8 protein-coding genes are annotated in these 7519 nt (G+C 43.6%); 4 read left to right on the top strand and 4 right to left on the bottom strand.

What is annotated here, in order from left to right; genetic code table 11:
• The first annotated feature begins 294 nt into the window (after window positions 1–294).
• On the top strand, window positions 295–1962 hold the full coding sequence (gene glnS / locus AB6E78_RS19905) for a glutamine--tRNA ligase (protein WP_017063407.1): 1668 nt from the start codon (window positions 295–297) through the stop codon (window positions 1960–1962).
• 148 nt (window positions 1963–2110) lie between these two features.
• On the opposite strand, the gene fcrX is transcribed toward glnS, so the two are convergent.
• Window positions 2111–2560, bottom strand: coding sequence for a ferric iron uptake transcriptional regulator FcrX (gene fcrX / locus AB6E78_RS19900; protein ID WP_048606469.1), 450 nt, complete (start codon window positions 2558–2560; stop codon window positions 2111–2113).
• A gap of 207 nt (window positions 2561–2767) precedes the next feature.
• On the opposite strand from fcrX, the gene AB6E78_RS19895 reads away from it, so the two are divergent.
• Window positions 2768–3274, top strand: a complete 507-nt coding sequence (locus AB6E78_RS19895) for a DUF4442 domain-containing protein (RefSeq protein WP_017061955.1) — start codon at window positions 2768–2770, stop codon at window positions 3272–3274.
• Between the two features lie 96 nt (window positions 3275–3370).
• On the opposite strand, the gene fldA is transcribed toward AB6E78_RS19895, so the two are convergent.
• From fldA to AB6E78_RS19880, 3 genes are all read right to left on the bottom strand, one after another.
• Window positions 3371–3904, bottom strand: a complete 534-nt coding sequence (fldA, locus tag AB6E78_RS19890; protein ID WP_010436745.1) for a flavodoxin FldA — start codon at window positions 3902–3904, stop codon at window positions 3371–3373.
• A gap of 58 nt (window positions 3905–3962) precedes the next feature.
• Window positions 3963–4181: a DUF2788 domain-containing protein gene (locus AB6E78_RS19885; protein ID WP_004737900.1), complete on the bottom strand. Its 219-nt coding sequence runs from the start codon at window positions 4179–4181 to the stop codon at window positions 3963–3965.
• A gap of 108 nt (window positions 4182–4289) precedes the next feature.
• On the bottom strand, window positions 4290–5051 hold the full coding sequence (locus AB6E78_RS19880; protein WP_372110639.1) for an alpha/beta fold hydrolase: 762 nt from the start codon (window positions 5049–5051) through the stop codon (window positions 4290–4292).
• A gap of 93 nt (window positions 5052–5144) precedes the next feature.
• Here AB6E78_RS19880 and seqA point away from each other — a divergent pair, with 93 nt between their 5' ends.
• Window positions 5145–5684 (top strand): replication initiation negative regulator SeqA, encoded by a 540-nt coding sequence (gene seqA / locus AB6E78_RS19875; RefSeq protein WP_019820493.1) that lies wholly within the window; start codon window positions 5145–5147, stop codon window positions 5682–5684.
• A 92-nt stretch (window positions 5685–5776) separates the two neighbouring features.
• Window positions 5777–7423, top strand: a complete 1647-nt coding sequence (gene pgm, locus AB6E78_RS19870) for a phosphoglucomutase (alpha-D-glucose-1,6-bisphosphate-dependent) (RefSeq protein ID WP_061019537.1) — start codon at window positions 5777–5779, stop codon at window positions 7421–7423.
• Window positions 7424–7519: the final 96 nt, after the last annotated feature.

Below are 7519 nucleotides of genomic sequence, written 5' to 3'. Positions count from 1 at the left end.
GGGTATGAACTCGCCAAGTCTCTTGATTAACCAGACTTGTGATCAAGAGACAGCCCACATGGGAGGCTTTTTTGTGCCTGCAGTTTAAGACCAGCGAACACGGTTCGTTCTATTCTTCATCGAATAGCAGAAATAATCGCAATTAACGGACGGTTCTTATTGTGCAAAGGCTAAGAATTGTGGATGATTAGCAACAATGATCTTTCTATCTTTGACTGGCGCTATAAGCGACCGTTTTCTTGGGGACGAAAGATAACTTTCTCTGACAATACTAAATACATAGAGGTGCTATAGATGAGTGAAGCTGAGGCTCGTCCATCGAATTTCATTCGCCAAATTATTGATAAAGATTTAGCGGATGGTACACACAGTAGCGTGCATACTCGTTTCCCGCCGGAGCCAAATGGCTACCTGCACATTGGTCACGCTAAATCTATTTGCTTGAACTTTGGTATTGCTCAGGACTACCAGGGACAATGTAATCTTCGTTTCGATGATACAAACCCTGAAAAAGAAGACGTTGAATACGTTGAGTCAATTAAGAATGATGTAAGCTGGTTAGGCTTCGAATGGTCTGGTGATATTTGCTACTCATCAAACTACTTCGATACGCTTTACGCTTATGCTGTGGAATTAATTAATAAAGGCTTAGCGTATGTTGACGAGCTAAGTCCTGATCAAATCCGTGAGTACCGTGGCACGCTAAAAGAGCCAGGTAAAGCGAGCCCATACCGTGACCGCAGCCCAGAAGAGAACCTAGCGTTGTTTGAAAAAATGCGTGACGGTGGCTTCGAAGAAGGTAAAGCGTGTCTACGTGCTAAGATCGACATGAGCTCTTCGTTCATGGTTATGCGCGATCCTGTTATCTACCGTGTTCGTTTTGCTCACCACCATCAAACGGCTGACAAGTGGTGCATTTACCCAATGTACGACTTTACTCACTGTATCTCTGATGCGCTGGAAGGTATTACGCACTCTATCTGTACGCTTGAATTCCAAGATAACCGTCGTTTGTACGATTGGGTTCTAGATAACATCACGATTGACTGCCAACCTCGTCAGTACGAGTTTAGCCGCCTGAATCTTGAATATACAGTGATGTCTAAGCGTAAGCTGAACCAACTTGTGGTTGAAAACCTAGTTCAAGGTTGGGATGACCCACGCATGCCTACTATTTCTGGCCTACGTCGTCGTGGTTTTACTTCAAGCTCGATTCGTGAATTCTGTAAGCGTATTGGTGTAACTAAGCAAGAGAACATGATTGAGTTCGGTTCACTTGAATCTTGCATCCGTGATGATCTGAACGAAAATGCACCTCGTGCAATGGCTGTTCTGGATCCAGTTAAGATCGTTATCGAAAACTACGAAGCAGATACAGTAGAAACGCTAACGGTTGCAAACCACCCGAACAAGCCAGAAATGGGTACTCGTGAAGTTCCATTTACACGCGAAGTTTGGATTGAACGTGACGACTTCCGTGAAGAAGCAAACAAGAAGTACAAGCGTTTGGTTCTAGGTAAAGAAGTTCGCCTGCGTGGTGCTTACGTGATCAAAGCTGAACGTATCGAAAAAGATGCAGAAGGCAACATTACGACTATCTTCTGTTCTTACGACAATGAAACATTGGGTAAGAACCCTGCAGATGGCCGCAAAGTGAAAGGCGTTATCCACTGGGTATCTGCTGATAAAGCATTACCTGCTGAGATTCGTTTGTACGATCGTCTATTCACAGTGCCAAACCCAGCCGCTGCTGATGACTTCGCTGCAACGCTAAACCCTGAATCACTTGTTACGCTAAATGGTTTTGTTGAACCTAGCTTAGCAGAAGGTGTGGCAGAACAAGCGTACCAATTTGAACGTACAGGTTACTTCTGTGTGGATTCGAAAGACTCTAAAGCAGACGCACTAGTCTTCAACCGTACGGTTGGTCTACGTGACACTTGGGGTAAAACTGAAGCTTAATGCTTGAGTGCTTAGTTTGTTAAAAGCGACCCAATAAAAAACCGGCTTAGAGCCGGTTTTTTTGTGTCTGAATAATATGGGATAAGTATCGGAGATCGTACTTATGTAGGGCCATATAAAAAACGCCGGCCTAAGCCAGCGTTCTGTATTACTTCTTCGCTTTATGCGCGTCTGGATTGCCTTTGCAATCTCCGCTAATGCTTTTGCCGTACAAGTACAAACTGTGGTTTGTTAGTTGCACGTTGTAACGCTGAGCAATCTCTTTCTGTCTTTCTTCGATGATGTCATCAGAGAATTCGATCACTTCGCCACAATCTAAACATACAAGGTGGTCGTGGTGGTGCTGTGTAGAAAGTTCAAATACAGACTTGCCGCCTTCGAAGTGGTGACGAGTTACAATGCCAGCGTCATCGAATTGGTTAAGTACTCGATAAACGGTTGCAAGACCGATTTCTTCACCTAGGTCGATCAGCTTCTTATATAAATCTTCAGCACTAATATGTTGGCAGTCTGGCTGTTGTAATACTTCTAAAATTTTGAGCCGTGGAAGGGTCACTTTAAGACCTGCATCTTTTAGCGCTTGATTATTGTCTGACATATACTTTCCTGTTGATGATCTGCAGCAATTAACAGAATTCAATATTAATACCATTATAGTTTAGTCAGGCATAACAATAAACCACGAACTTCAAAGGGTTACTTACTGACATCACAATCTGTTTTGTAAATTGGAAGTATCTCACTTATAGTGGAGGTACGACCAGTCAAGGTGACGGTGTTTCTGATATGAACATGGAATGTTGTTATGAATAAGCAACTCGCAAAAATATATAAACCCAACATTGTAAAATTTGCTCTTAATATTTGGCCTCCCTTCTGGGGAGCGGGTATTCGAATAGCCCACATTAGCACTGACTTTAGGGTTGTTAAGACAGTACTTAAGCTACGCTGGTGGAATAAGAACGCCAATCGTACTCAATATGGCGGCAGTATCTTTTCTCTTACCGATCCCGTTTACTCATTGATGTTAATGGGAATTTTAGGTGAACGATATTATGTTTGGGATAAAGAAGCGAGCATTAACTTCATCAAGCCGGGGCAATCGGACTTGTATGCAGATTTTGAGATAAGGCAAGGGCAGCTTGACGATATCTATCGTCAGACGCAACTCGGTGAAAAGTGTTTCCCCGAATTTATTATTCACGTGAAAGATAAGCAGGGTAATGTGGTTTCAGAAATTCAACGCACCCTCTATGTAAGAAAGAAGCCGCAATTTAGAGATGATGATGAAGCATTAGAGGCTGAGTGCTAATTAATAGATTTTAAATAGCAAAAAACCTCCTATAAGGAGGTTTTTTCATATCTACATAATGGTTATTAACTGTAACAATTAACAACCACTAGAGAATTAGTCTTCTAGCTCTGCTAGGCACATCTCTTCGTGGATTTGTTTAACCCAGTTAGATACGCGCTCATCAGTTAGCTCAGGTTGACGGTCTTCATCGATACATAGACCAACGAATTGGCTGTCATCGCCTTCAACTAAACCTTTCGATGCTTCGAATTCGTAGCCTTCAGTTGATGTGTGACCTAGGATAGTACCGCCTTTCGCTTCAACGATGTCACGGATAGTACCCATAGCATCACAGAAGTATTCTGCGTAATCTTCTTGGTCGCCACAACCAAAGATAGCAACAAGCTTAGTTGAGAAATCAATAGCTTCTAGCTCTGGGAAAAAGTCATCCCAATCACATTGTGCTTCGCCGTAGTACCACGTAGGGATACCAAGCAGCAGTAGATCGAAGTTATCGATATCTTCTTTGCTGCTTTTTGCAATGTCTTGAACGTGAACGAGCTGTTTGCTCAATTGCTTTTGAATCATCTTAGCAACAGCTTCAGTGTTACCTGTATCGCTACCAAAGAAGAGACCTACACTTGCCATAGAATCATTACCTTTCATTTTGTCTGTTGTCGGTGTAATAAAGTTCGGAAGAGAATCGTTAGATCCCAGTTCCTTCCCAGCTTAGTTGGATTATCCCTTTGGCGATAAAACCCGCACAGCCAAGGAAAAGTACTAACCATACGATGCGACGACCAAATGGAGGAACATTTCCCTGCTTGAGAACGTCCTTAATTGCCATACCGATTAAAAAGAAAATCGCGGCAAACAGGAGATCTAAACCAACAGATTCGATGATGTTCATGTAGTCGTAAAGCATGGGAACCTTATATACCAATTTTGCTTGGGCGCACTATATCACTGTTGTGAGATAAAGTTAATCTGCAGTAATTACACAGCTCTCATTTATCTGCACGAAAAAGCGCAGTTAAGCGATGAATTTTCTAATTGCTCGAAGTACTTCTGCTGGTTTTTCAGCATGCAGCCAGTGACCGGTGTTGGCAATGACGTGCGCTTTTGCATTAGAAAATTGCTGTTGAACGGCTGCTTGATGTTCTGCGGTGAGGTAATCAGAATCCCCACCTTTTATGAGTAAGGTTTTGACCGAGGTTTTCTCGATCGGTTCCCAGCCAATGATGTGCGCGTAATTAGCGAGCAGTGATGCGACGTTAAAGCGCCACTCCATAATGCCTTGCTCTGTTTTGAACAAAGATTTGGTTAAAAACTGGCGAACGCCATCGATCTCGATATGTTTTGCGAGAATCTTGAGTGCGTCTGAGCGTGAAGTCGGCTTTTCTTCTATCACGGCTTGCAGGCCTGCGAATACGTTGTCGTGGCGACTCTGAGTGTACGCGACCGGAGCCATATCCAAGACAATCAACTTTTGCAGTGCAAGGTGCTGTGTCAGTGCCATCGCTACTTTGCCACCCATCGAGTGACCAATCACAGTGACGTCTTTTAACTTAAGATCATGCAGCAGTTGAGCCACGTCTTGTGCCATCGCTTGATAGTTATGAGTGTCACTATGGAAGGATTGACCGTGGTTGCGGAGATCGATACTAAGTACCTGATGATCGGCTTTTAGATCCCTAGCGAGCAAGCCAAGGTTGTCCAGATTACCGAATAATCCATGGATCAAAACAATGGTGTGACCCTCACCTTCAATTTTATAGTTGAGCTGTACTGACATTTTTATCTTATTCATGGTGGGTTTGACGTAGAGTATCCGCGCGGATCTCGCTATAATCCCCCAGAGTTTAAACATTGAGATTGTGAAAAGCGAATGAAAACAATTGAGGTTGATGAGGACCTATACCGTTTTATTGCGGGTCAGACAGAACGTATTGGCGAAAGCGCTTCAGATATTCTGCGCCGCTTGTTACAGGTTGATAGCCAAGGCATGGCTCCGATCGAAGAGATCGTTGAGCCAAAAGGTATCGTTGTTAGCAAAGAGGTAGGCTTTACTCCAGAGAAGTTCGATGGCGTTAAAGAAATGCGCTCACTACTAATATCAGATGAGTTTGCATCACTAAAGAAAGCCATTGATCGTTTCATGCTTGTGTTATCAACACTGCATAAAATCGACCCTTTAAGCTTTTCAGAAGCAACTCAAGTAAAAGGCCGTAAGCGCGTTTACTTTGCAGATAACGAAGCGACGTTGCTAGCAAACGGCAACACGACTAAGCCTAAAGCTATTCCACAAAGTCCTTTTTGGGTTATTACTAATAACAATACAAGCCGAAAAAGACAGATGGTTGAGCAGCTTATGAGCCGCATGAGTTTCCAAGCAGAATTGATAGAAAAAGTAACAGGTTCAATTTAACGAAATCTGATTTAAACCTCATAATATCCATGGATAAGAAGATATTATGAGGTTTTTTTGTTTTTAAATTTTATATATAAGGATGTCGAAAAATGGCTATGCACCCTCGTGCTGGGCAGAAAGCTCAGCAGGAAGATCTTCATAATATCCCGGCTTTAGTTGCTAACTATTTCTTACAGCAACCGGATGCTACGAACCCAGATCATAAAGTACTTTTCGGTACTTCAGGTCACCGCGGTACAGCAGACAAATCAACATTTAACGAAAATCACATTCTAGCAATTGCACAAGCGGTTGCTGAAGTTCGTGCCGAGCAAGGTACAACTGGCCCTCTTTTCTTAGGTAAAGATACTCACGCGCTATCTGAGCCTGCGTTCTCTACGGTTATCGAAGTGCTTGTAGCGAACGGTGTTGAAGTTATTATTCAAGAAAACAACGGCTTTACTCCAACACCGGGTATCTCGCACGCGATTCTTACGCATAACCTAGTGAATGACAAAAAAGCCGACGGCATTGTTATCACGCCTTCACATAACCCACCTCAAGACGGCGGTATTAAATACAACCCGACACACGGTGGCCCAGCTGAAGCTGAATTGACTCAAGCGATTGAAGACCGTGCGAACGTGATCATTGCTGAGCAAATGCAAGGTGTTAAGCGTACGCCTATCGCACAGGCTAAACAGTCTGATCTAGTAAAAGAAGTCGACCTAGTGGCGCCATACGTCGCTGATTTGGTTAACGTCGTTGATATGGAAGCGATCCAGAAAGCAAACATCAAGATTGGTGTTGATCCACTGGGTGGCAGCGGTATTGATTACTGGCGTCAAATTGGTAAAGCGTACAATCTAGATCTTACTCTGGTAAGTGAAGCGGTTGACCCTTCATTCCAATTCATGTCTCTAGATAAAGATGGCGTGGTTCGTATGGACTGTTCTTCTCCATACGCAATGGCAGGCTTACTGGCGCTTAAAGACGAGTACGCTCTAGCGTTTGGTAACGACCCAGATTACGATCGCCACGGCATCGTGACACCTAAAGGCTTGATGAATCCAAACCACTTCTTAGCGGTTTGTATTGATTACCTATACCGTAACCGTGAAGGTTGGGGTAAAGACGTTGCTGTTGGTAAGACATTAGTATCAAGCGCATTGATTGACCGTGTTGTTGCTGACTTAGGTCGCGAACTTTGTGAAGTGCCAGTTGGTTTCAAATGGTTCGTTGATGGTCTATACAACGGCCAGTTTGGTTTTGGTGGTGAAGAGAGTGCAGGTGCTTCTTTCCTACGTAAAGACGGTACGCCTTGGTCAACAGATAAAGATGGCCTGATTCTTTGCTTACTTGCGGCTGAGATCACAGCTGTGACAGGTAAGAACCCACAAGAATACTACGAAGAGCTTGCCGCTAAACACGGTGAATCTAAGTACAACCGTATTCAAGCGGTAGCAAATGGCGCACAAAAAGACGTGCTTAAAAAGCTATCTCCAGAGATGGTTTCTGCTGAGACGCTGGCTGGCGATGCAATTACTGCACGCTTAACACACGCTCCAGGTAACGGTGCTGCGATTGGTGGCCTGAAAGTGACAACTGAGAACGGCTGGTTTGCTGCTCGTCCATCAGGCACTGAAGACATCTACAAGATCTACTGTGAAAGCTTTAAGGGTGAAGAGCACCTGAAAGCAATCGAAGCAGAAGCTCAAGAGATTGTGAACCAAGTATTTGCAGCGGCTGGCCTATAATCGAATCTCGATTACTAGAGTTGCTACGTAAATAGAAGAAGGGTTGATGTGAAAGCATCAGCCCTTTTTGTTTGTGTTAGTTACGTATAAGCGGGA

The sequence above is a fragment of the Vibrio sp. 10N.247.310.98 genome (assembly GCF_041467395.1).
Classification (GTDB): Bacteria; Pseudomonadota; Gammaproteobacteria; order Enterobacterales; family Vibrionaceae; genus Vibrio; species Vibrio crassostreae_C.
Note: the sequence above shows the minus strand (reverse complement) of the source record. Positions and strands in the feature narration are given on the sequence as shown.